Source organism: Candidatus Chloroploca asiatica, assembly GCF_002532075.1.
Classification (GTDB): Bacteria; Chloroflexota; Chloroflexia; order Chloroflexales; family Chloroflexaceae; genus Chloroploca; species Chloroploca asiatica.
The window spans coordinates 1-1,349 of sequence record NZ_LYXE01000026.1 but is presented as its reverse complement, the minus strand read 5'-3'; the positions used below and the strand labels follow the sequence as shown (position 1 = coordinate 1,349).

At 59.2% G+C, this 1,349-nt stretch carries 2 protein-coding genes; both read left to right on the top strand.

The window, feature by feature from the left end:
• On the top strand, positions 1 to 183 hold a 183-nt coding region (locus A9Q02_RS24555), incomplete at its 5' end, for a hypothetical protein (protein WP_216361429.1).
• 156 nt (positions 184 to 339) lie between these two features.
• On the top strand, positions 340 to 948 hold the full coding sequence (locus A9Q02_RS02235) for a reverse transcriptase/maturase family protein (protein WP_097650746.1): 609 nt from the start codon (positions 340 to 342) through the stop codon (positions 946 to 948).
• Positions 949 to 1,349 lie beyond the last annotated feature (401 nt).

The window sequence follows — 1,349 nt, the reverse complement described above, 5'->3', positions numbered from 1 at the left end:
GATCCTGAACTTGACAATGGACAGGAGGAGGGAACTAATGCGGCCACAAAAACCTTTACACTTCGTGGCGGCTCGTGGTCCAATGGGTCGTTCCTCCTGCGCGCGGCCATCCGCCTCCTTAATTCGCCCGACTTCCATGCTCGGCTTGTGGGTTTTCGGCTTGCCCGGCACCCACATGTGTAAAGTATTCTGTGTCCTGTCGCGTGACGTAAGTACCGCTATGCAGGTAGCACAGGTACGGCTAGCGGGGGCGCGGCGCGGTGCCGGGGGGATGCAAGGGGGCGCACCCCCTTGCTTGCGCCCGTGGCGCAACGGCGCGGCAGGTAGGGGTGGAGAGCGATGAAAACATACAACCATCTCTTTGCCCAGGTCGCTTCCTTTGACAACCTCTGGCATGCCTTTCACCGGGCGCGCCGTGGCAAACGGAGCAATGGGGAAGTCGCGTCGTTCGAGTATCATCTCGAGCGCAACTTGTTGACGTTAGAAACCGAACTGCTCACGGGAACCTATCAACCAGGTGGCTATCGCCATTTTTATATCACCGAACCCAAACGACGGAAGATCAGTGCGGCCCCCTTTCGTGATCGGGTGGTGCATCATGCCCTCTGCGCCGTCATTGAACCGATCTTCGAGTGCCGGTTTATCCATCATTCGTATGCGTGCCGTGTCGGCAAAGGCACGCATCGTGCCCTCGATGCAGCGCAAGCCCTGGCCCGCCGCTATCGCTATGTTTTGCAAGGTGATATCGTCCAGTTCTTTCCCAGTGTGGATCATCAGATCCTCCGGGCCTTGTTGGCCCGCCGGATCGCTGATCCCCAGGTCATGGCCTTGATTGACCTGATCTTGGCGACCGGGGCCGGTCACCTGGAGAGCGAGTATACCATGCAGTGGTTTCCTGGCGACGACCTCTTGAACCCGTTGGAACGCCCTCGGGGGCTGCCGAATTGAGCAGGCCACCTGATCGGCATACATGTACCTGTTCAGACTTGAGGGAAAGCACCACCCTGCGAGCGCGGGCGGCTCGCCCGCTCGGGTCTGGATGCGGGCGAGCCGCCCGCGCTCCCAGGAGACGTGTGAACCAGGGTTGATGCAAAGTCTCAATAGGGTTAAGTGGTATCCGCAAATGACGCAGATGCGGAAGCTGTAATCTGCGTAATCTGCGTAATCTGCGGACAATCGAAATGACGTTGCATCAGCCCTGTGTGAACAGTTACGCACGCATGCATCATCAACGGGAAGGCGTTATAATAGCGTGACACTCCGCAGCGGCTCAAGCCGCGCGGCTTCTTGGCCCAACCCGCCTCGTGGCGAGCTTGACGACCAACGGATCTGTCCGACCCGGTTCCCGA